The sequence below is a fragment of the Helicobacter sp. 11S02596-1 genome (genome assembly GCF_002272825.1).
Classification (GTDB): domain Bacteria; phylum Campylobacterota; class Campylobacteria; order Campylobacterales; family Helicobacteraceae; genus Helicobacter_J.
Genome location: NZ_MLAM01000015.1, coordinates 25,039 through 48,024, shown reverse-complemented (window position 1 = coordinate 48,024; position 22,986 = coordinate 25,039). Strand labels below are relative to the sequence as shown.

The following is a 22,986-nucleotide window of genomic DNA, read 5'->3' as shown; positions in this document are numbered from 1 at the left end:
AAAGTCTGCCAAAAAGATTCATTACCAAAACGCTCATTATGCTCGCAAAAAGCGATCTTTGGATTGGTTTTTTAAGATGGTTTTATAATCGTAAAGTTCGAAATTCCCCATTCAGTGTCGAAACATCGGATTTTGTTGGGGATATTTTTGGAATGATGAGTTTTGGTTATGATGTTTATGAGAAATCCATAATTTACCCGTTTAGTGAAGTGAGCTTTGAAGGGCATATATTCAAAGCCCCAGGAGATAGCGATGCGTTTTTACGCCAGATGTATGGGGACTATAGGCAACTCCCACCCGAAGAAGAACGTATCGGCAAACATTTGCCTGCTTATATGAATTTGGATTTACCTTATGAGAAGTTTGATTATTCGATGATTGAGAAAGGGTGATATAAAGAAAGCAGTTCAAAATTGAAAACCTTAGAAACTGGGTTGATGACGTGCAAGCAGGGAATAACTCGGGTAGGCAGGTCAAAATACTTTAGGAACAGGAGGAGCGTTAAGCCAAAGACAACTGCTTGTCTTTGGTAGCTCCACACGGCGATGCGTTTATGCGACCTTAAGGAGCATAGCAGACGCCCTTACTTTAGCAACGTTCGGGGGCTTCGCTCCCGTGAGTGGTCTTCAGATTCAGTTTTTAAAAATTGAATCGCTTAAAAAATAATGATTCTTTTCCATAGTTATGTCGCTAATGATTATTTCTTATACTACCTAGAAAGGGGTCAGGCTGACCCACCCACCCATAAAAACTTAGAATTGCGAAGACCGCCCTTTATGGATGGGCGGGTAAAAAAGACCCCTTTAGAACAATGGGTGGGTGGGTGAAAACCCCCGTCACGCCCCCTTAGTGGGCGAGATGACAGGGCGTAGATTACTTGGTTTGGAAGTGGTTCAAAATTGAAAACCTTAGAAACTGGGTTGATGACCAGCGGTAGCTGGGAATAACCCTGAACTTTAGCAACGTTCGGGGGCTTCGCTCCCGTGAGTGGTCTTCAGATTCGATTTTTAAAAATTGAATCGAGTAGAAAAGATAGAGGCTTCGCCTATTAGGAGGGGGCGGGGTTCTACTTAGCAAGCTGCCCGCCCCCTTCCTAAGACCTTCCCCCACCCACTGCACGCCCCCCTAGCCTGCAGGCTGAAAGGGCGTAGCGGGCTTTGGTTTTGCTAGCAGATAAGATTTCCAGACCTTAGAAATCTATCTCGAACGCACAAGCCTTAGGCTTGGGTGTGAGATGGTAGCTTTAGGAACGCAGGGCAGTTTAACTGCCCGAAGTGGTCTTCAGATTCAGTTTTAAACTGAATCGAGTAAAAAATAATGTAGTTTTTACTTACTTTTCAGTCAGAATGCTCATTTTATTATTATTGAGTTCAACATATAATTCTTTTTTGCTATTAGAAGTATAGGTGGGTTGGTTGTTTTTGTAGGCAGAATAATCTTGCGAAAAGCTAATTTTAAATAAATTTTTTCCCGCTTCATTGGGGTAAGGGGAAATATTAATGCCTGAAAACAAGATAGTTTTTTGTTCTTTTTTGTCAAAAACACGTTTTTTGTAATCTCGGAAAGATTTTATCTTCATCCCATCATAGCGGACAAAATCATCGCTATAAAATGCCAAATAATCATTGAGATCGTTTTTTATCCACGCATCACGCCATTGATACAAATCGCTCAAAATAGTCGCTAACTCATCTTTTGTTGCCGTCTTGAGCGTGTTTTCATAGGTGATCAAAAGTGTTTTTTTGTTCCTGATGAGTTTGTCGTATTCATTTAATACGTGATTTTCAATCGCAATACAGCCCTTAGTATTGAGTTCTTCGCGATTGCCATCTAATGGAAACCCGTGAATCCAAATGCCATAACCTGTTTTTTTCTGTGCTTTATCGTAGATATTGGGGTAAGAGGTAGCAAATGCCATCGGTCCATAGTATTGATTGAGCCCGCTTAAGCGTTGGGTAATATCATACACGCCAATAGGGGTAGTCAGATCGCCCTCTATGCGCTTGTTTCCTTTCCCAGAACCCACCAGTGCCGTTGTTTGTTTGATTTTTTCTAAATGCCCATCCTTGATGGCATATAGCGTCAGATCTGGAATCGATTTATCAGAAACAAACAAAAAATCCGCATTTTCATAATACCCATAATCTGTATCTTTGTCTTGCAAAACGCCTAGCCAAAAATCTTTTTGAGTCAGATAATTTTCTAGCATCGCTTGGGTTGCCTGTATGCCTTTGGTGCGATAAGTTTGGATGATATTTAGCGTTTGCGTATCCATCCCATAAAGCATACAAGATGCCACCAAACCAATGCTCAAAATAAACCTCATATTTCTGCTCCTTTTTGGGTGTTTAGTCTTCAAAATCATATCCAAATTTTTTGAGATTTTCTTTTTCTTTGCTCCAAGATTTTTGAACAAAAACATTGAGCTGCAAAAAAACTTTCTTTTGGCTCAAAAGTTCCATTTTTTCTCTTGCTTGCTTGCCGATTCGCTTGATTGTTTGGGCATTTTTGCCGATCACCATACTTTTTTGGCTTTCTTTTTCTACAAAAACCTTTGCAAATACCTTATCAAGATGAGCGCTTTCGATAAATTTTTCTATCCGCACATCGCTTTCATAGGGGATCTCATCGCTAAGATTATTAAATACGCTTTCTCGAATCATTTCTTTATAGATCTGCTTCATATTCTCATCTGTTAAGATTTCGGTATCAAAAAGCGGTGGCGAATCAGGCAAATGTTTGCTAACTTCTGCAAGAAAATTTTCAAGATTAAGCGATTTTTGTGAGCTTATAGGGATAAGAGAGAGAAATTTTTCATTATATTTTTGATAATCTTGGATTTTTTTTAGGATTTCTTCTTGGGTGGCGGTGTCGATTTTGCTCAAGATCACGATATGGGGCTTGTCTGTGAGGCTCAAAAATTCTTCATAATGCTTAATGCTATCGTGGATACAAGCCATAAATACGCACAAATCACAATCTGAAATCGCCCGCAGGGCGTCTTTTAGCATAAATTGATTGAGTAGTTTTTCTTGGCGGTGCAAGCCGGGCGTATCGACAAAAATAATCTGGGCATTGTTGCCGTTTTTGTCTGAAAACGGGACGATGAGATTCATTCTTTTTCTTGTCGCATTCGCTTTGTGTGAGACAAGGGCGATATCAAGTTGCAAAAGCTTATTTAAAAGCGTGCTTTTGCCACAATTTGGACGCCCCACGACAGCAACAAAGCCGGCTTTGAAACCGCCCAAATCCATAGAATAGGGGTTCATAGAATTTGGATTCACAAAATATACCTAGCTAGATCCACATTTTCAACCAGATCGCTGAGTTTTTCACTCACGAGTTTTTGTGTGATGGTAATCGTCTGCCCTTTGTATGTATCAGCATAAAAGCTCGTATCTTCCAAAACCCGCTCTATCGTGGTATGTAGTCTTCTTGCGCCAATATCTTCGGTTTTTTGGTTGGCATTATAAGAAAGCTTAGCAAGCTCCCTGAGGGCGTCATCTTCAAACACCACCTGCACATCTTCGGTTTGAAGCAGGGCTTGGTATTGCTTGATAATCGATGTCTTGGTTTGTGTGAGGATCTGATACATCGTTTCTTCATCGAGGCTATCAAGCTCCACCCGCAAGGGAAATCGCCCCTGAAGTTCAGGAATGAGATCGCTAGGTTTGCTCAAATGAAAAGCACCTGCAGCGATAAAAAGAATATGATCGGTTTTGACTTGCCCGTATTTGGTATTAACAATACTGCCCTCAACAATAGGCAACAAATCCCTCTGCACGCCCTCTTTGCTGGGGTCTTGTCGGGAGCTTTCTTTTGATCCTACGGCTACTTTGTCGATTTCATCAATAAAAATCACGCCAGATTCTTGAGCGCGCCTAAGCCCTTCGAGCTTGATGATTTCAAAATCAAGAATCGCTTCTGAGGCATCTTGTTTGAGCGCTTCTTTGGCTTCTTTGATACTCATTTCTTTTTTGATTTTTTCATTTTCTTTGCTCAAAACCTTGATGATACTTTCTTGCACCTTGATGATTTCTGGGGGCATATTATTATCAGTTTCCATCATTTTTCTATTCAGTTCTACTTGGACTTTGCAATCATCCATTTCCCCGCTTTTGACCTTTTGTTTCATCTTTTCAAAACTGCTGTCATATTCTTGCTTTTTTGCCTCGCTCACACCGCTAGGGAGCGGGGGCAAGAGTCTTTGAGTGATTTTTTCGATGATAAAATCTTCTATTTTTTCTTTGGATTGTTCTTTGTATTCGTTTTCGACTAGATTGATACTCGCTAGCACCAAATCCCGCACCATCGATTCGACATCGCGCCCAACAAATCCGACCTCTGTGTATTTGCTCGCCTCGACTTTGATAAAAGGAAGCCCCATAATCTTAGCCATACGCCTTGCGATTTCGGTTTTTCCCACGCCTGTAGAGCCGATCATCAAGATATTTTTGGGGGTAACCTCTTCTTGAATTTCAGGAGGCAAGCACAGCCTCCGGTAGCGATTTCTTAGGGCAATCGCCACAGCTTTTTTGGCTTCTTTTTGCCCGATGATATATTCATCGAGGAAATTTACAATTTCCTTTGGCGTCATATTGAGTTTGTCGTGATTCATTCTAGCTCCAGCGTTTTGATGTTTGTATTCGTGTAGATACAGATTTCTCCGGCGATTTTTAGGGATTCTTCTACGATATTTTTGGGTGCTAAGGAGCTGAATTTATCCAACGCCCTAGCAGAACTCAACGCATAATTTCCCCCACTACCAATCGCAGCTATCTTGCTGTCTTCAGGCTCTACGACATCGCCGGTGCCACTAAGAATATAGATAAAATCTTTGTTGAGGACAATCATCATCGCTTCGAGTTTCCTGAGATATTTGTCTTTTCGCCATTCCTTGCTAAACTCAAGCACGCTCCTAACCAAATCGCCCTTTCTCCCATCGAGGATTCTCTCAAACATATCAAAGAGACAAAAAGCATCAGCAGTGCTCCCGGCAAAACCGCTTAATATTTGCCCGTGATAAAGCGTGCGAATCTTTGTCGCATTGGCTTTTAGCACGCAGTTCCCAAAGCTCACTTGCCCATCGCCACCGATGATGGCGAATTTTTTGCCTTCAAATTCCCCTCTGTAGCCGAGTATCGTTGTTGCTTCAAACATTTTTATTCTGCCTTTTATTCTGCGATCACATTGACTTTGAGAATGCCTGAAATCCCCTGACCGAGCTTGATTTCAATCTCATAAATACCCGTGCTTTTGATCGGTGCTTTGAGTTCTAAATGCTTTTTATCTAAGCTTAGTGGATGGGATTTTTCTAAGGCTTCAAGGATTTCTTCTTTGGTAATAGCGCCAAAAAGCGAACCATTCGCACCGACTTTTTTGGTAATTTTTAGCGTGATGGCTTCTAGGGTTTTGACAAGTTGCTTTCTTTCAGCCATCTCAAGCGCTTCTTTTTCGGCTTTTTTTCTTTCATCGGCTTTGTATTTGTTGATGACTTCGTTGGTGGCGTGCTTGGCTTTGTTTTTGGCAATCAAAAAATTTTGTGCATAGCCATCTTTTACTTCGTGGATTTCACCTTTTTTGCCTAGACCTTTGACATCCTCCATCAATAAGATTTTCATTTTGATCCTTTTTCGATAATATTCTGGCGAGATTTTAGCAAAAAAGAGTAAGGCTAATGGATTTTATAGGCACAAAAACTAGCAACACAAATGATTGTCTTGTTGTCAAAAAAACAGCGTGCAAAAATCCCAGAATCCGTATCAGGCAAGATGGCAAAAATGGAAAAATCGATCATAAAATTATCTTGAGTGTGCCTTTTTTCTATACGCAAGAGCAAATTTTTGAGGTTCTTGCTTCCTGTGATGGGTGGATAAAAAAAAGTTTTGAAAAAATTAAACGCCATCATTTTGAAGTGCAAGATTTTTTTTCCCATCATCGTGATGAAATATTATTCTTTGGAAAATGGGTAACCCATACTCCCCAGATGGATTTGGTCTATCTCAAAAAAGAGCTTTTAAACTACATAGAGGCACGCACAAAATCGCTCGCAAACGATATGGGGCTTATTTATCGCAAAATTTCTGTGCGAACAAGCAAAACGAGGCTGGGGAGTTGCTCTTATCAAGATAATCTAAATTTTTCAGTTTTGCTTATCTTTGCCCCGCAAGCCTTGATTGATTATGTCATCATTCACGAACTCGCCCATATCGCACACAAAAATCATTCAAGAGATTTTTGGGATCTCGTTGGGAAATTTTGCCCCGACTATAAAGAAAAAAGACAAGAACTCCACAAAAATGTAAAATTTTATATCCCAATGTTAGAAAAAATTTTATCCCTATCTGCGGTTTGAGCCGGAATTTTTTGGGAGAAAAAAGCTCCCATTGTTGGGTTTGGGATGGAGAAGTTGCTCTTTAAAAATACGATAATTATCACAACCAGATTGCAAACCATTGTCGCAAACATAGGCAAACAAATCCAGAGCTTTTTTGGAATCTTGCGGGACACCAAGACCTCTTTGATACAACACACCAAGATTATTGCAACTCCCGATCATCCCGCCATCGCAAGCGATTTGAAAATATTTTGCCGCATAAAAAAAGCTCACCGGCGCCCCAGAAGTGCCATTGGCATACATCCAGCCGAGATTAGCACATCCGGCAATATCACCTGCGTTGCAAGCCAAATAGTTCAAATCCACCAATCCAAGCTTGGCTTTGTCCTTGCCATAGACATTGCTGGTATTTGACATTAAGCCTAGATTGTAGCAAGCCATATCGCTCCCAGCTTCGCAGGCAAATTTATAATACTGGATCGCTTTGAAATAATCTTTTTGCACACCCTCGCCATTGGCATACATCCACGCCAAGTTGTTGCAAGCCAAAACATCCCCACCTTGGCAAGCTGTCATATAAAGTTCGGCAGCTTTTTCTTTGTCATTGGCATCGGCGTTTTTTTGATAATCATAGATCATTGCGAGATTAGCACAAGCAGTCGCATCGCCCCCGCTACAGCCCATTTGATAATAACGGGTTGCCTTTTGAATATCGGTTTGGATACCCACGCCATTCATATACATTGTCCCTACAGCAAAGCAACCAGCGGGATTGCCCTCATCACAAGATTGTGAAAATAGCTTGAATGCGAGCTTGTAATCACCCTCTTTGGCAGCATTGATACCGGCTTCAAGTATGCCTTGAACAGAGTTTGGCGGGGTGAGGTGATCGGTTAGGGGTGTTGGCTTTGGGACGATAGGGGTATCAGGCTCGGGATTAGGAGCGAGAATAGGGGCTTGATTTTCTTTATTTTCGCTACTCTCTTGATTGGCAGGATTAGCACTCGCAGAATCTTGAGGATTTTGGGGGCTTTGATTTGTATTTTGATTTTGAGAAAGTGGGGGCTGTGAGGTTTGTGTATCAGCAGCATAAAGGCTATTTACCCCTATCAATAGGGCGATGAAAAGATAGTTTTTGATCCTACGCATTGTTTTTGGACTCCTGTATTTTTGAATCACGTATTATATTATTTGATTCAAAAGCAAAAACTATGCCAGTGTTTTCATTTATGTTTATTCGGTTTGGATTTAAGAATCCAAACCTGAAGACCACTCACGGGAGTAAAACCCCCGTTCGTTCCTAAAGTAACCATCTCACACCCAGCCAGAGGCTGTGCGTTTGAGATAAGTTTTATAGGTATCGATTCGATAAATCGAATCTGAAGACCACTCACGGGAGCTAAACCTACGGGTGGGTGGGTCAGTTTCGTTCCTAAAGGCTTTCGCCTGTAAGCTTTCCTAAATACTTTAAACTTTCTTATCGTAAAAGAAATTTCACCCGCCCGCCCGTTGTTTATCCCACCTCTAACCTGCCGTCTGCTATGCCCTTGCGGGCATAAACAATCGCCGTGTGAGGCTAGCAAAGCCAAGCAGTTGGCTCTGGCTTACGCCTCTCCCCCAATTAACCCACGAAAAGAATAAGCCTCCGCTTTTCTTTTCGGCAGGACATTTAATCAATGGGAGGGGAAGTCGCTTGCTTGTGTCCTTTAGGAACATAGGCGGGCAAAGCTTGCCGAAGTGGTCTTCAGATTCGCTAAGCGAATTGAGTTCAAATAATAAAATAAAATCGGCGGTTACACTTCAACGATTTGGGCGGGCGGGTCATAATTTTCCGATTTTTCACAGCACACAAGCGCGACAAAGAAAGCAGTTTCAGAATTTCAAGCCTTAGATGGCTTTAAAATCCTATCCACCTACAAACCAAAGCCCGCTACGCTCTGTCATCTGGAATTACTAAGGGGGCGTGTCGGGGGGTAGGGGTTTAAGGGGTCTTTTTGACCCGCCCGCCCATTAAGGGCGGACTTCGCAAGGAGAGGCGAAAAGCTAGAGCCAACTGCTTGGCTCTGGTAGCCTCGCACGACAATGCGTATATGCTCCGATAGGAGCATAGCAGATGGCTAACCCCCCTGACCCCTTTCTAGCGAGTATAAGAAAAAATCACTAGCGATAGCACTATGGAAAAACATTATGCCTACTCGGTTTGTTTAAAAACAAACCTGAAGACCACTCCAACGGGCAAAGCCCGTTTTCGTTCCTAAAGGATAGGGTTATGGTCAAGCTACGCTTGCCCCATCAACCCAGTTTCAGCGGTTTTTTTAATGCAAGGCATCATTGAGTTCAATTTTTTTGGCACTTCGGAAAGCTATCATTTTCCCTGTTTTGCTATCTTGCCTAAAATGCACCCCATTTTTTCCAGAAAGTTCTTTGCCTTTATAAAGCCCATTAGGCTGGATGGAAAAATCCGCATTGATTTCAGCTAGTTTTTTCGCTTCCGTTTCGCTAATCTCAAAGATCGTCCCCGCTAACACCGCAATCCCGCCATCAACGATACAGCCATCGCCTAGACTAATGCCTGTGGAGCTATTGACCCCTAAAAGGCAATTTTTACCAATGCTAATAGGCGTGGCATTCCCGCCACTTAGCACACCAAGAATGCTCGCACCCCCGCCAATATCCGTGCCTTCTCCGATAATGACTGATGAAGAAATCCGTCCCTCATTCATACACGCCCCAAGCGCACCGGCATTGAAATTCACATAGCTTGCCCCGGGCATTTGGGTATAGCCACCCGTTCCTAGATAAGCACCAAATCTCGTCTTGGCAGTATCTAAAATCCGGATATTGTCGTATTGGGGGATGACTTGCATTAAATAACGTGGGAATTTATCCACAAAATCGATACGTGGGTAATCGCCCCGCATTTTTAAAGTGATTTCATTGTCTCGTAGCCATTGCAATTCATAGGGCTTATTCCCACTCCAAGCAACATTTTCCAAAAGCCCAAAAATACCATCTAAAACCAAGCTTCTAAGCTTTGCCTTGCCTAATGATAGCGCAAGGAGCTTGAGATAGGCACTTTCGACGCTTTCACATTTTGCGTCTTGATAGAGCACAACAAAACGGAATAAACTCTTGCCGTTTTCATCTCTGAGGCGATTTTCATCTAAGGCTTTTTTGAGTTCCAAAACGACTTGGATATTTTTGTGATGGGTTTTGTTTTGAATCGCTTCCATCAAAAACGGCGTATAAAGCTCCAGACATTTATAAACAAAATCTTCATCAATGCCATACACGCATTCATTTTCGCTAGAAATGATTTGGTTTTGGGGGCTAATCGCATTCATAAATACCGCATAAGAGCCGAGATTTTCACCTGCCCAGTTCAGAGTAGGGTAGGTCGCACATAGGGTTTTTTGCGAGGTAGGCCCTACATCAACCCGAGCGATACCAAAGCCTAGCGGGGTTTTGTAAGCAGGGGATTTTTGGTATTCATCAACGAATGTCTTGAATTTGTCTATCATTTTTTTCTCCCAAAAAATATCACGTGTTTTCTAAAGTCCTATTTATAGTGTTATTTGTTTAAATATTCAATAAAATTCTAGGCAATATTGATTTGGGCGCGATGGCGCAAGCCATCAATCGCTAAAATTTGGATCAAAATCATTTTTTTCTGGGATTTGGGTGCGGATACTATCGACATCAAAATAGCGCGCATAATTTGGATTAGGCCATCTATTCGCTTCTGTTCCGGGATTGCCATAATCACCAAAATTTCGGTAACGGCTTCTAAAAAACCTCTCATCAAGCACAATATCTCTATTCCCCATTGTTTTTTGGGCTTGAATAGAGACTTTGAGCGCTTCCCATTTGATACGAAATTTCAAATATTCGCTCGCAACAAACAACGACTCAGACAGACTGGCAATCAGCACCATTGCGACACAAAACATTCTCGCACGCAACGATAAAATCTGATAGATTTTTAAAAGCGAAAATACAATAATGGCAAAACAGAGCAAAGAAGGGAATAGCTTGGTCCTATCAGGAATACCCAAAATCTGCACCAAGCTTGCCGCACCAATCCCCCAAGCCAGATACAAACAACCAATGACGCATAAAAATTTGAAATCCGGGATTTGTTTTTTGTAAAAAACCACAATGGCAATGAGCAAAACGATGAGATATAGTAAATAAAAATATGTTAGGTGTTTGAGCAAAACAAACAAGATGATTGATAGCAAAACATACCCGATCCAAGTCATCCAAACAACCAAAGTCGGGCGGGATTTTGAAAATAAAAGCGCAAAATAAAACAAAACACACAAGATAGAAGCAGGCAAAACACTCGCATAAAAGCCACGAAACGCCATTTTGAGTCGGAGGTATTTTTCATACATAGAAAGTCGCCATATCTCACCCAAACTCAAATAATGCTCAAAGAGTTTCGCTCGTTTCCTAGGTCCTGGTGCAAAATACAAAACACAATACCCCACAACAAAACCAAAAACCCCCGCATAATACCAAGCGGGCAGTTTGATCTTCTTCGCAATCGCAAAAAACAACACGGCGATGTGGGCGATCACGACAATAATGCCAAGCTCAAATCCCCACCCAGCAAAAAAGCTCAAGGCAAAAATCCCCAATAGCTTGATTTTAGAAGGTTTGAAATGTTTTTCTAAATTTTTTCCATCATAATAGTCTTGCCAAAAAAGTCGGTAGGGAATCAAGCTCGATAAAATCAAGACAATCCCAAAGAGATTGTTTAATGCACCCGAACCCCATAAAAAATCCGAACCAAATGCACCAAAAAATAAAACTAAAAACAATAATAAAAACAAAATAACAACATCTTCAAAGCTTTTTGGCAACCTAGCAAATAACAATACAAAAAAAGCAATAAAAAAGCTTGTCCCTAGTATGGAGAGAAAAAAATCAAACAACACGCTCGCATTGAATTTTGCGAGAAATCCGGTATAAATAACGTCGCCTATTCTTGAATCCCAATCAAGATAAGTAGAGAAAAATCTTCTTAGGAAGTCTTCAAATGCCCCCCCCCCATTCCATACTTTTAGCGCTTGCAGATGCGCGTCAAAATCATCGCTCTGGGTGGGAAATAAAAAGTTTGCCAGCAATAAAAATAAAAAGATATAGGCAAACGTGCCAAATATCCAGAGCCTCTCATTCCGATTATAAGTTTCAAATATTTTAAACATTTATCTCCTTTTTGCAAAAATTTGATTTGGGGTAGGATTTGAAAATCACCGCATTCACGCACAAATCACGTGTTTTTTAAAATGCTATTTATAGTGTTATTTGCTTGAATATGCAATAAAATTTGGATAGCTCTATAAAAATCTAATTTTTATTTAAACAAATTTATCTTAGGATATCGTTATATATTTTTATATATAAAGGAGATTAAATTGAAAAAAATACATTTGTGCCAAATGTTTGGGTTAGTTTTATTTGCAGGGGCGGGGATTTTAGGTGCAGAAACGCCCAAAACATTTCATTTGACCCCCGTTACAGCGACAGCAACACGTATCCCGACATTGATAACGCAATCGCCTGGGAATGTTACCGTGATGAAAAAGTCTGAAATCAAAGAAAGAACGCCCCAGCAAATCAGCGATATGCTAAAAGTAATGGCAGGGGTGAGGGTGAGCAAAGATGTAGGGTATCAAGGGCGTCCCCAGCTTTTTGTTCGGGGCATTCCCTATGGGACAATCGTGATGCTTGATGGGGTGATCTTGAATGATTTGGAGGGAGAAATGCGTGTCATTCAGTCCATCAATGCCTATGATATCGATCGTGTTGAAGTCGCTAGAGGGCCTTTTAGCAGTCTTTATGGGACAGGAGGGATCGGAGGGGTGATAAATTTCATCACCCATATGCCGACGGGATTTGAATCCATCGCTACGCTTAATTATGGTAGCGAGTTTGATTCCAATCCGATAAAAAGTGCGGACAAAAATCTAACCCGAGGGTATTTTTCATTAGGCGATACTTTTTTGGATAACCGCTTGAGGATAAAAGCCACTTATGGATTTACCAATTCCGATGGGGCTTACCGCGTGCCGACAACTGCGAGCAATGCCCCAACTTCAAATGATGTATCCATCAATGGCAAACCTCTGGATACAAAAACCAACAACAATGCCGGATGGCTCGGTCGCAATGGCTACAATACCCAAGATGGCAGGCTAAGGGTGGTATATGATTGGAGTGATAGGGACACCACAAGCTTGGATTTGCATATCTTGTATCAAGAAGAAAATGAAGGTATCCCTTATACAAATATGCGAGACAAGCTAGGCAATCCGATCTGGTCTTATCAAACCACAAATAATAGCAAGCAAGTCAGCTACTCGCCTTTCCTTGCCCTTTCTGAAGCAGGCAGACGGCACGAATGGAATTATATTGCCTCGATTTCACACCAACATCATTTTGATGAGGATTCGAGCTTGACTTTGACCTTTTCAAGCGTGGATCTGGTGAGCCATTTTATCGATGGGCAGAGTGATGCAAGCATTTTTGGCGGTAAGGGCAAGAGTTTGGATAATTTTGCTACAAGCAATTATTTTGACGCGGTATATTCTGGTAGATTGAGCGATAAACATACGTTGTTAGCGGGATTTCAAGGAAGATATATGTCTACGAATAACGAACGCAATCTCATCAATGAATATAATCAAAAAGAATTTTGGAAACATTACAACGGCTTTAGTGTCAAGGACTATACCAATGCCTATGCTTTGGCTTTGTGGGGGAGCTGGATAGCCCAATGGAGCGATGTTTTATCTACCAATATGGGCTTGCGATTGGATTATTGGCAAAATTTCAATGACAATGCTGCGGGCTACGACCACGATGACAAAACCAAAAGTTTGCAAAATTATGGCGGATTCTCACGCTTTTTCCCAAGTCCCAAAGTCTCGATTAATTACAATCCTTATGCCTACACGACCCTCAAAGCTTCTGCAGGATTGGCTTTTCGCGCCCCAGTGGCTAGAGAAATGTATCTGGTTGATAAAATCGGCAAAAGGAGCAAAGCCAATCCCTACCTCAAACCCGAATATGGGACCGAATATGAATTGGGTATCGAGCAACGCAATCCTTATGGCGGTGTGGCAAAACTTTATTTTTTTCAAACCGACTTATTTGATGCGATTTACCAACAAGGTGATGGCAAAAGTCTAGAAACTGCCTTTAGGAGTATCAATGGCGGGCATAATCGGATTTTGGGTGTTGAAGCGGAGATTATTCAAAAAATTTGGGGAAATCTCTATGCAGACATCAATTATTCTTATACATCTGCCAAAGTTATCAATAACCCATCTTCGAGCAAAGATAATGGAAAATTTTTACCCGCTATCCCAAAGCATATGGGGCATTTGTCTTTGCTTTATGGGGGAGAAAAAGGCTTTTTTGGTTCGCTCCAAATCAATGCGATGAGCGGGGCTTATAATAGTATCAAAAATGACAGCATAAAAAATGCTTACAAAAACTATTACCAGCATATCGATGCTGATTTTAAAATCGGCTATACATTCAAAAATCACCTCTGGGTATCGCTAAGTGTTTTGAATTTTACCGATTCGCAATATTTTGATTATTACAAAGCACAAGGAGCAAATTACCATCTTGAAGTCGGCGGGAAGATATGATCTAGAGAAGATATGATTTAGATTTTTTTGAGTCGATTGATGATCGCCAAAGCTAGGCAACTAAGAATCCCGAGTGCTAAAAGAGGCAAAACAGCATACACATAATCGCCGGTTTTGTCTTTGATAAAACCCACCGCACTGGTAGCAACAAATCCAAAAAAATTGCTCAAGGCATTGATACCCGCTAGATAAAAGCCCACCTTTTGAGGCGCTATGTGTTCGCTAAGGTATGCCCAAAATGGGGCTTTAAACATAAACACGCAGCCGATAATGATACACAGAAATATTTCAATAACAACGAGGGAATTATTTATCAAACCCAACCCCGCCAAAGAAAAACACAACCCATACAAAAGCACAAGGATATGGGATTTTCTATCTTTAAAATATTTGTCTGAATAGCCCCCATAAATCACCATCAAAACCATCGCAATCCCAAAGGGCAGGGCATTTAAAATACCAACGAGTTGCAAATCCAGCCCACCTCTAGCACTAGCAATCGATGGGATCGAAGCGATGATGGAGGGTTGCCAGATCTTAAAGACTGCCGAGCTAGCCGAGACGCTAGCATAAATCAAAGCAAAAAGATAAATCCGCATATCAAGAAAAAATTTGAATGAAAAAATTTCTTTTACCGGGGTATGATCGAGTTGTTGGGCGATTTGGGCTTTTTGGGAGGCACTAAGCCAAGAAGCGCTTTTGTAGTCTTTTGGCAGTAGCCACAAAACCGCCCAACCACACAAAAAAGCAGGAAGCGCCTCAAAAACAAAAAGCCATTGCCAATTTTTAAGCAAGGCAATATCAAGACAGAGTATCCACGTAGCAAGCGGGGAACCCAAGAAATTTGCCAATGGATTGGCAAGCAAAAATAAACTCAGTAGCTTTGCTTTGTGTTTTTTGCCAAACCACCCGTTAAAATACAGCATTGTTGTGCTTAAAAATCCCGATTCTGCCACACCAAAGAAAAATCTCAAGATATAAAATTCATATGGGCTTTGCACAAACGCCATCAAAAATGAAAAAATACTCCAAATCACCATCATCAAAAAAAGCCAATATTTTAAGCCAATCTTTGTGGCTAACATCACACTAGGGATTTCAAAAATCGCATAAGCAACAATAAACATTCCCGCCCCAACGCCAAAACTGCTTTCAGAAATCCCGAGATCCTTATTCATAAAAAATTTGGCAAAACCCACATTAGCGATTTCGATATTGGCAATCAAATAAGCAACAAACAAAATGGGTAAAATCCTATAAAAAGCGATTTTATGCGCACCCATTGGTTGCCTCAAAGATAAAAATAACTATTTTATTTAAAAATACGTGATGGTATTTGGATTTTTCATAAAATTTAAACATAACTCAAATGTAGCCAAAAGGGGATTGTCAAAGCACTCGCAAAGATTCCAAATGCTACAGAACTCACAGCGATTCTGTTGTTTAACCCTGCACGCATAATCACGGCTGCGGAGCTTATAAGCGGGGGCATTGCAGATTCTAGGAGTGCCATTCTCCACGTGTCATTGATAACCACCCCGCTGGCTTTCATAAAAGCAAACATCAATGCTGGCACGATAATCATCCCCCACAAAAGGACAAAAAATGTATTTTTCCATTCGGTTTTGATATCCCCCAGACTGATTTGCACCCCGATGGCAAACAACGCTACTGGCGTGGCTGAAGCCCCTAATTGCTTGATAGGGGTGAAAATCCATTCCCCGATCGAAAAGGGCATTAATTTGAAAAATAATCCCGCAATCAGAGCCAAAAAAAGTGGATTTTGCGATAGCCTCATCGTGATGGCTCGAAAACTAAAAACCCCTTTGCCTCCAAAACTCATCACCAACGGCGTGAGTGTCGCCAAAGGGATGGCGGTGCATATTTGATCGTATAAAATCGCTTTGTTGGCGTATTCTTGCCCCAAAGAACCTTGAATCAACGGGATACCCAAAAATAGCGTATTCCCCAAAGTAGCCAAAAATGCCATTGCAATCGCCGTGCCAGCTTCTCGTTTGAGGATTTTTTTGGCAAAAAAATACATCGTTACCCCACCGAGCAAAGAACAACTCAATGCCACGAGCATAATAGCGATGAGCTTGATGTCAAGTTCAACGTGATAAATGCCTGTAAAGATTTGTGCGGGCAGGGCAAAATTAAGCAAAAATCCTAGAAGAATGCCACTTTGTTTGTTCCCAACCATTCGCATTGTCTTTGCAAAATAACCCAATCCAATAAAGGCAAAAACCCCATACAAAGCCAATAACATTCCAAAACTCGCTTGATTTAGGATATAAAAATGCGATTATATTCTCATCAAGCTTTTTAAATCTTAAATTTTTTCATTATTTTTTTAACTCATATAGTGCTGGGGTGTCAAATTGTTGCATTATTCGGTTGCGATGTGATTGGCAAGGCATTTTTGAATAAATTTTTGGGAAATGCAGGGTAGTGGCAAAGTGAGGAGAAAGGCGGGGTAAAAGGAAAAATAGGCAAGAATGTTCAAAAACCCCTATCAAATCATCTTTAGCAAACAGATTTTTGGCGCTCCAGGGCAAGTTTTTCGACTTCCTCGATAAAAATCTCGATGATTTTATCCTCAGGCAATCGGCATAAAACCTCGCCATTTTTGATGATAAGCCCGCTTTGATTGCCAAAAGCGATCGCAATATCGGCGTGCTTGGCTTCACCGATAGCATTTACCGCACACCCCATCACACTGACATTCAAAGGTGTGCGGATATGGGCGAGGCGTTTTTCTACCTCTTTGACCGCATCGACCAAATTTGCCTCAATCCTCCCACAAGTCGGGCAAGATATGATCGTAATCCCATCTTTTTGCCTCCCGCTGTAGCGCAAGATGGCTTTGGCGACTTTGACCTCTTCTTCGAGTTCTCCGGTGATAGAAACCCGCATCGTATCGCCGATTCCCTCCATCAAGAGATTCCCTAATGCCATCGAGCTTTTTATCATCGAATGAAAAATCGTCCCCGCCTCTGTAACGCCTAGATGAAAGGGGTAATCCACCAAAGGGCGGAGCATTCTATACGCTTCGATTGTGCGTTCGACATCGCTGGCTTTGAGCGATATTTTGATGTTGGCAAAACCAAAATCCTCGAGTAATTTGATGTTATAAAGGGCAGATTCGACCATCCCTTTTGGCGTGGGGCCGTATTTTTTGTCAAATTGCTTTTCTAAACTCCCGCTATTGACACCAATGCGTATGGGGAGATTTCTTTGATTGCACGCATCAGCAACGGCTTTTATCCTTTCTTTTGTCCCGATATTACCCGGATTGATACGGATAGCATCGACACTTTCAGCAGCGATGAGGGCAAATCGGTGGCGAAAGTGAATATCAGCCACGATAGGCAATGGGGAGATTTTTTTGATTTCTGCTAGGGCTTTGGCGTCTTTTTCTGAACTCACCGCAAGCCGAACAATATCCGCACCGGCAAAATGCAGTCTGTCGATCTGTTTTTTGGTAGCTTCAATATCTGCGGTTTTACTAAAAGTCATACTTTGCACGCTGATAGGGGCGTCCCCGCCGATAGGGACATTGCCGATGAAGATTTGTTTGGTGGGGTATCTAGGGCTTAGCATTGTCTTTTTCCTTAGAATTTGAAAATATTATTAGTAAAAAACATTTATCTTTTATCATTTATTTAACTTAAAATTAAATTTGATAAAAAAATAACCTTAAAAATGTGGTATCATTATACATAAAATTTTTTACGCCAAACTGATGATAAAAGGATGGGATCTTACGAAAATCTTTGAAAATATCTGAATTGTGAGGGATTGTGCTTAAAATAAAAAACAAAATCAATCTGTTTGGAAGTATCTTGGATATGACCCTATTTGATGGGGAATATCTGCTTGCCGATCACAATTATCGTGTGTATAAATTTTCCCTCAAAGAATTTATGTTTTCTTTTAGCAAACAAGTCGCCAAAGATGCCATCCCCCATCACCGCTATTCCAAAGCCATCAATTGCTCTCCAGATGGCTATCTCCTCATCCCTAAGACCAAAAGCCCCATCGGTTTTATTTATAAGATTGTCAATAATCGGATATTTTTGACTTCACGATTGAAATGGCACGAGGCTGATATTAGCGTTTCAAAATTTTCTGAAGATGGCAAATACCTCGCTACAGGCGGGGAAGATGGCAGGGTTTTTGTCTATACGCACCCCAATCATCGGCTCAATACATTTTTGTCCAGAAAGCCCGATTATATTTCTTCAATCGTTTTTGGAAAATACTCTGAAGCGATTTGTTATGCTTCTTATGATTTGACCTTAACGATTTATAGCCTCAAAACCGACACCCCTATCGCTTCTACAACCACGCCTAGTGTTATCGAGGATATGGTTTTTTTTGATAGCGACCAAAAAATTTTTTATGTTTGCAAAGATGGCGAAGCAGGGATTTTTGATACCCTCACCCAGCAAAATGACTTTCATAAATGTTTTTCTTGCTGGATGACAAAAATAATGCTTGAACCAGAGGAGAATTATGCCTATATTGGCACACGTGAGGATGTTTTGTATATCTATTGCCTCAAAAGCAATGCCATTGCTTATACTATCAATCTCGCTTTCAAAGGGGTAACGTGTATCAAAGCATACGAAAATTTTATTTTTATCTGTTTTATCAATGGGAGCGTTCAGATTATTGATAAATTTTATAAAATCAATGAATTTTTAGACTTACTTAATCAAAATGAATTTAAGCTTGCCAAAGAACTCGCAGAAAAACATAATATCTTGCTCAAAACCTTGCAAGTCTATACAAAAGTCAAAAATTCAAGCTGGCAAGAAGTCATCAGAGAGATTTCCCAGCTCCTCAAACACAATAATGCCGAAAAGATTATCGAGATAGCACAGCCTTATTTTGAAGACCCCAGCAAAGAAGAGGAAATCAAAAATTATATCCTTGAAAAATCTTTTATTGAAGAGTTTTACTATGAGTTTGAAAAGGGAGATTATGGTTTAGCTTATGAGATTGCTTCATTGCACCCTTGTATCAAAAATCTTGATGAATACCAAAAGATAGAAAAATATTTTGAAGAAATTTGTGATGTTTCAAAATATCTGGGAGTTCAAGACCCTTTGGCAGGCAAAGAAGAAATGGAAAATCTTTTAGAACCTTTCAAAAACATCCCTGAAAAAAAATTGCAAGTCGCAACGATTTTAAACCATTGGGACAAATATCTTTTGGGTGAAAAATATGCCAAAGAAAACGATTTTGCCAATTATTTTTTGCTCGCACAGCAATGTAAATTCCTCAAAAAAAGCAAAACCTACCAAAAAACATATCTCAAATGCGAAGCCATTGCCCGCCAGATTCAAAATTGCATTCTAAGCAAAGACTACACCAAAGCCCAAGAATATTTGAAGATTTTAGTTGGGGTAGAGCCTTTTTTGGATTTTGTCAAAAGAAGTCAAAATTATCTGGCTCATATTGGGGATTTTCTTGAAAAATGTCGGGCAAAAAACTATGCTGAATGTTACAAAATGCTTGAATTATATCCGGAGATGGGGACTTCAGAGGAGGCTGTTGCTATCTATAAAGAAATCTTTGAGATTTTTGAAGAAGCAAAAAATATCGCCCAAAGTGGCGATACCAAGCAAACATACGCCAAAATATGTAAATTTTTCCCATTAAAAAATTGGCAAAACAAGGTCAATATCACGATGAAAATCGCTTATGTATATGAAATGTATCAAGCCCTAGAAAACAACGATTTGATAATTGATTGGGAAAAGTCCATCCAGCAGTATGTTTTGAGATATGGCAAAGATGATGAGATTGTGAATTTTTGTCGCCAAAGCGAGGTGTTTTGCGATATTTTAGAAAATATCGAAGGGACCCCGCAAAAAAAGCTTGATAAAAATATCAACCATATACAAAGTATTGTTTTTACAAAAGACGCCAAGCCAGATGGCATTGGCAATCAAGATTTGACTTGAATCGTTTTTGCGCTTTGAAGCAAACTTAGTTTGCTTCTTCGACGATCTCACGATTATTGGTTGGCTGGATAGGTCTGTTGTTGTCAAATCCCATTGTTTTGTGGAATATTTCGACTTGCTCCTTTGAAACACTAAGCGGAGTTTTTAGCACAATCCATTTGACATTTTCTGTGCAAGGGGGCGTGGTGAGCGAGCCTTTGAAATAATAATACCCCAAGTTTTTTGGCAACAACGCTGTAAGCTTGACATTTTTGATTGTTGTATTTTTTTGACCTTTTTCTTTGGGTATAAACTTCCAGATCAATTCGATCGCTTCATTTGGTTTGCCTAGCTTGAAATCGACATTGATAACCAAAAGCTCGCCCTTGTCGTTTTTATGCACGAGGTGCATTTCAAAAGGATTTTTCACCCCATCAAAGGCAAACTCTGCTGGGGAATGAAAATGGAGTTGCAATAATTGATATTTTTGGTTATCAAAGGTAATAAAATTACTCGGTCTAAAATTAACCTGGATACTATGACCATTATTGACAACATCGATAGGATCGGTCTTTGATGATGTGATGTAGTTAATATCGAAATGATGTGTATTCACAGACTTCACGGCATTTGTGATATTGATAGGGGATTGCATTTTCCCAACTTCGCAAATTTTAAATTCATTATCCAAACTCCCCCAATGAGATGGGGCGCCCTTGCCCTCATATCCCCACTCAGTTGCATAAAGACTTCCTAAACCTAAAACCAAGGCAGGAAAAACAGAAATTAAGCTTTTCATAACACTTCCTTTTAAGAGTTAAAAATTGCCGGCAAAATTATTATAGATGTTATATTCTTAAAAATTTTTTAAGTTCTATGATGATACCAAGCAAATATACGCTAAAATATATTTAAATTTAATAGTTAAATCCCAAAACACAAGGTCGGATGATGCACGAATATTCTGTCGTTTCTTCTCTTATCGAACTTTGCGAAGAACACGCCCTTAAAAACAATGCTTTTAAAATCGAGAAAATCATCGTTGGCATTGGGGAGCGAAGCGGGATGGATAAGAGCTTGTTTGTGAGTGCTTTTGAGACTTTTAGAGAAGAATCACAAGTTTGTAAAGACGCTATCTTGGACATCGTAGAGGAAAAAGTCGAACTTGAGTGCAACGACTGCCACCATTGCTTTGTCCCAGAAGGTATCGATTATGGCGTATGCCCGCAATGTGGAAGCAAAAATCTCGAAATGATCAAAGGGCGTGAAATGCATCTTTTGTCTTTAGAAATGATTGGGCAAATTGACTAAATGGTGGGATTAAATGGAAGATAAGCAAATTTTTAAAGATTTTATCCAAAAGAGTTCTGAAATCAAGGAAAGTTGGGAGTTGGTGCGACTTTTTGAGGATGAAAGAGAGAGATTCAAACAAGAAATTCTTTCTTATCAAGAAGAAATCTCACAGGCAAAAGCCAAGCTAAAAAAAATCCGCCAGCAAGTCGAAGAATCCAAAAACGAAGTCCAAAAACTTGAAGAAACAAAACAAGAAAAAATTGATGAAATCAAAGACATCAAACGGCATTTATTTGAGCAAAAAATAAAAAAAAATATTTCTAAACTCAAAAATGAAAAACTTCAAATCATCAATGAAAAAAAAGAAGAAATCTTACCCAAGCCACTTGAGTTGATCGAGATTTATCTCAAAGATGGCACAGTTGCAAAAGCTAGACCCGTCAAAAGGGTCTTTACAGATGGTTTATACAAAAAATATCGCGTTATCCTCAAAGAAAATAAAATCCTCAAAGAGCAGATTTTGGAGCTGGAATTGGAAAATTCAAAACTCAAAATCGAGCTTCGGGATTTTTATGCTGAAGATATGCTAAAAGCAAATCAATCTTTAGATCACAAAACAGAAGAAAAATAAATGCCAAAAATCCTCGTGAGTGCGCTCGAACCTAGCTCAAATCTCCATCTAAAAGAACTCAAAAAATACCTCAAAAACGTCGAATTTATCGGTATTTTTGACAAAAATTTGGGAAAGGCACTTTATGACCCAAAGGAATTTTCTGTGATGGGGTTTGGCGATGTTTTGGGAAAAATAAGCTTTTTTTACCAAGCCAACAAAAAAATGGCTCGATTAGCTAGCCAAGCGGATATGGTGCTATTGATGGATGCATCATCGTTTAATATCCCATTAGCAAAAGCCATCAAACAAAAAGACCCCAACAAGCACATCATTTATTATATCTTGCCTCAAATTTGGGCGTGGAAACCCTGGCGAGCGAAAAAAATCGAGCGTTATTGCGATAGATTGGGAGCGATTTTACCATTTGAGACCTCGTTTTATCAAAACAAAGCGACATATGTAGGACACCCACTATTAGATGAAATCCATCATTACAAACAAACGCCTGCAGGCGAGGGGATTGTCTTTATGCCTGGAAGTAGGCGAGGGGAGATTAAAAGAATTTTTCCGATTTTTGTGCAAGTCGCCAAAAAACTCCCGCATAAAAAAAAGATCTTAGTCATTCCAGAGGCATTTGAAACGCTCGATTTGCATTCGATTTATGGCGAGGGAATCGAGCTTTTTGAGATTTCATTCAATGCCCATCAAAGTCTCTATGAAGCGGAGTTTGCTTTTATCTGTAGCGGGACAGCCACGCTTGAAGCCACGCTCATAGGCACGCCTTTTGTGCTGGGCTATCAAGCCAAAAAGCTGGATTTTGCCATTCTCAAAATATTTGTCAAACTCTCTTTTGTCGGGCTGGCAAATATTTTTTATAATGCCCTCAATGGCGAAAGACCAGGGTGTGGGAAAACCAAGCTTCACGAAGAATTGATTCAAGATGAGTTGGATGCAGAAAATCTTTTGGGAGCATACCAAAATACCGATAAAGAAAAATTTTTGATAGAATCGGGTAAAATCCGTGAGTATTTGAAGCACGGCAGTGCCAAAAATATCGCTGAATGGATAAATTTAACGTTAAATTAACTTCTGATTTTATATGATTGCAGTTTTAGTTTTAGG

The 22,986-nt window shown here is 40.2% G+C and carries 18 protein-coding genes and 1 pseudogene; 7 read left to right on the top strand and 12 right to left on the bottom strand.

Translation table 11 applies throughout. The features are described 5' to 3' along the window. Window positions 1-392 (top strand): annotated as a pseudogene (locus tag BJI48_RS08550) (LicD family protein); the annotation flags it as partial. 938 nt (window positions 393-1,330) lie between these two features. On the opposite strand, the gene BJI48_RS08545 reads toward BJI48_RS08550, so the two are convergent. Genes BJI48_RS08545 through rplI form a run of 5 tightly spaced genes read right to left on the bottom strand, consistent with a single transcriptional unit; the run spans window position 1,331 to window position 5,621 of the window. Further along, window positions 1,331-2,326, bottom strand: coding sequence for a L,D-transpeptidase family protein (locus BJI48_RS08545; protein WP_095334022.1), 996 nt, complete (start codon window positions 2,324-2,326; stop codon window positions 1,331-1,333). Window positions 2,327-2,348: 22 nt separating this feature from the next. Further along, window positions 2,349-3,254, bottom strand: a complete 906-nt coding sequence (era, locus tag BJI48_RS08540; RefSeq protein WP_095334020.1) for a GTPase Era — start codon at window positions 3,252-3,254, stop codon at window positions 2,349-2,351. A gap of 26 nt (window positions 3,255-3,280) precedes the next feature. Continuing rightward, a complete protein-coding gene (hslU, locus tag BJI48_RS08535) occupies window positions 3,281-4,618 on the bottom strand; it encodes an HslU--HslV peptidase ATPase subunit (RefSeq protein ID WP_095334016.1) in 1,338 nt (445 codons plus the stop codon). Continuing rightward, the gene (gene hslV, locus BJI48_RS08530; protein ID WP_095334014.1) at window positions 4,615-5,160 is read right to left on the bottom strand and encodes an ATP-dependent protease subunit HslV; all 546 of its coding nucleotides are present in this window, start codon (window positions 5,158-5,160) and stop codon (window positions 4,615-4,617) included. The genes hslU and hslV overlap by 4 nt, the downstream gene beginning before the upstream one ends. Before the next feature lie 14 nt (window positions 5,161-5,174). Beyond that, complete coding sequence (gene rplI / locus BJI48_RS08525) at window positions 5,175-5,621, bottom strand: 50S ribosomal protein L9 (protein WP_095334012.1); 447 nt, start codon at window positions 5,619-5,621, stop codon at window positions 5,175-5,177. A 56-nt stretch (window positions 5,622-5,677) separates the two neighbouring features. Between rplI and BJI48_RS08520 the strand changes: the two genes are divergently transcribed. Next, window positions 5,678-6,355, top strand: a complete 678-nt coding sequence (locus BJI48_RS08520) for a SprT family zinc-dependent metalloprotease (RefSeq protein ID WP_095334010.1) — start codon at window positions 5,678-5,680, stop codon at window positions 6,353-6,355. Here the strand turns inward: BJI48_RS08520 and BJI48_RS08515 are convergent. The 3 genes from BJI48_RS08515 to BJI48_RS08500 all read right to left on the bottom strand — a co-directional run bounded on the left by BJI48_RS08515 (window position 6,341) and on the right by BJI48_RS08500 (window position 11,550). After that, window positions 6,341-7,486, bottom strand: a complete 1,146-nt coding sequence (locus BJI48_RS08515; protein WP_095334008.1) for a tetratricopeptide repeat protein — start codon at window positions 7,484-7,486, stop codon at window positions 6,341-6,343. The two genes, BJI48_RS08520 and BJI48_RS08515, sit on opposite strands and share 15 nt — an antisense overlap. 1,166 nt (window positions 7,487-8,652) lie before the next feature. Then, window positions 8,653-9,858, bottom strand: a complete 1,206-nt coding sequence (locus BJI48_RS08505; protein ID WP_095334004.1) for a 2,3,4,5-tetrahydropyridine-2,6-carboxylate N-succinyltransferase — start codon at window positions 9,856-9,858, stop codon at window positions 8,653-8,655. Between the two features lie 114 nt (window positions 9,859-9,972). Beyond that, the gene (locus BJI48_RS08500) at window positions 9,973-11,550 is read right to left on the bottom strand and encodes a DUF6056 family protein (RefSeq protein WP_095334002.1); all 1,578 of its coding nucleotides are present in this window, start codon (window positions 11,548-11,550) and stop codon (window positions 9,973-9,975) included. Between the two features lie 210 nt (window positions 11,551-11,760). On the opposite strand from BJI48_RS08500, the gene BJI48_RS08495 reads away from it, so the two are divergent. After that, on the top strand, window positions 11,761-14,004 hold the full coding sequence (locus BJI48_RS08495) for a TonB-dependent receptor (protein ID WP_095334000.1): 2,244 nt from the start codon (window positions 11,761-11,763) through the stop codon (window positions 14,002-14,004). Between the two features lie 17 nt (window positions 14,005-14,021). Here the strand turns inward: BJI48_RS08495 and BJI48_RS08490 are convergent, their stop codons facing one another. The 3 genes from BJI48_RS08490 to ispG all read right to left on the bottom strand — a co-directional run bounded on the left by BJI48_RS08490 (window position 14,022) and on the right by ispG (window position 17,607). Next, entirely contained in the window at window positions 14,022-15,287 is a 1,266-nt protein-coding gene (locus BJI48_RS08490) for an MFS transporter (RefSeq protein ID WP_095333998.1), read from the bottom strand. Between the two features lie 71 nt (window positions 15,288-15,358). Further along, window positions 15,359-16,273 (bottom strand): AEC family transporter, encoded by a 915-nt coding sequence (locus tag BJI48_RS08485; protein WP_095333996.1) that lies wholly within the window; start codon window positions 16,271-16,273, stop codon window positions 15,359-15,361. Between the two features lie 257 nt (window positions 16,274-16,530). After that, on the bottom strand, window positions 16,531-17,607 hold the full coding sequence (gene ispG, locus BJI48_RS08480; RefSeq protein ID WP_095333994.1) for a flavodoxin-dependent (E)-4-hydroxy-3-methylbut-2-enyl-diphosphate synthase: 1,077 nt from the start codon (window positions 17,605-17,607) through the stop codon (window positions 16,531-16,533). A 200-nt stretch (window positions 17,608-17,807) separates the two neighbouring features. On the opposite strand from ispG, the gene BJI48_RS08475 reads away from it, so the two are divergent. After that, window positions 17,808-19,979: a WD40 repeat domain-containing protein gene (locus BJI48_RS08475; protein WP_095333992.1), complete on the top strand. Its 2,172-nt coding sequence runs from the start codon at window positions 17,808-17,810 to the stop codon at window positions 19,977-19,979. A 25-nt stretch (window positions 19,980-20,004) separates the two neighbouring features. Here BJI48_RS08475 and BJI48_RS08470 read toward each other — a convergent pair whose 3' ends face one another. Then, a complete protein-coding gene (locus tag BJI48_RS08470; protein WP_095333989.1) occupies window positions 20,005-20,757 on the bottom strand; it encodes a carbonic anhydrase family protein in 753 nt (250 codons plus the stop codon). 152 nt (window positions 20,758-20,909) lie between these two features. Between BJI48_RS08470 and hypA the strand changes: the two genes are divergently transcribed. From hypA to lpxB, 3 genes are read left to right on the top strand one after another with little or no spacing between them, the layout of a single operon-like run. Beyond that, window positions 20,910-21,269: a hydrogenase/urease nickel incorporation protein HypA gene (gene hypA / locus BJI48_RS08465; RefSeq protein WP_095333987.1), complete on the top strand. Its 360-nt coding sequence runs from the start codon at window positions 20,910-20,912 to the stop codon at window positions 21,267-21,269. Between the two features lie 13 nt (window positions 21,270-21,282). Next, window positions 21,283-21,882 (top strand): nickel-binding protein Mua, encoded by a 600-nt coding sequence (gene mua, locus BJI48_RS08460; RefSeq protein ID WP_095333985.1) that lies wholly within the window; start codon window positions 21,283-21,285, stop codon window positions 21,880-21,882. Further along, window positions 21,883-22,950, top strand: a complete 1,068-nt coding sequence (lpxB, locus tag BJI48_RS08455) for a lipid-A-disaccharide synthase (RefSeq protein ID WP_095333983.1) — start codon at window positions 21,883-21,885, stop codon at window positions 22,948-22,950. It begins immediately after the preceding gene. The last annotated feature ends 36 nt before the right edge of the window (window positions 22,951-22,986 follow it).